This is a genomic window from Caulobacter sp. 602-1 (assembly GCF_003931565.1).
In the GTDB taxonomy this organism is placed as follows: domain Bacteria; phylum Pseudomonadota; class Alphaproteobacteria; order Caulobacterales; family Caulobacteraceae; genus Caulobacter.
Window position 1 is genome coordinate 1 of record NZ_RRYI01000114.1, and the last position, 294, is coordinate 294.

The 294-nt window shown below is 69.7% G+C and carries 1 protein-coding gene; it reads right to left on the minus strand.

Annotation, left to right across the window (positions count from 1 at the left end; translation table 11 throughout):
• On the minus strand, positions 1-294 hold a 294-nt coding region (locus EIK80_RS25490), incomplete at its 5' end, for a TonB-dependent receptor plug domain-containing protein (protein ID WP_158624764.1).

Genomic DNA, 294 nt, shown 5'->3' on the forward strand with positions numbered 1-294 from the left:
TTACGTCCCCGACGCCTCCGCACCCGTGTCGCGCTTGCGGGTGATTAAGTTGACGACCCCGCCGATGGCGTCCGAGCCGTAGATCGACGAGCCGCCATCCGGAATGACCTCGACGCGATCGATGATGCCCGGCGGGATCACGGTGGGATCGACATAGGTCTGCAGGATGCCGGCCCCGACCACGCGGTGGCCGTTCAGCAGCACCAGGGGGGGGGTGCCGCCCGAGGCCCCGAGACCGCGCAGGTTGGTTTGGGCGATCGGCTGGCCGAAGCTGGCCGAGACCGCCGGGAAGCC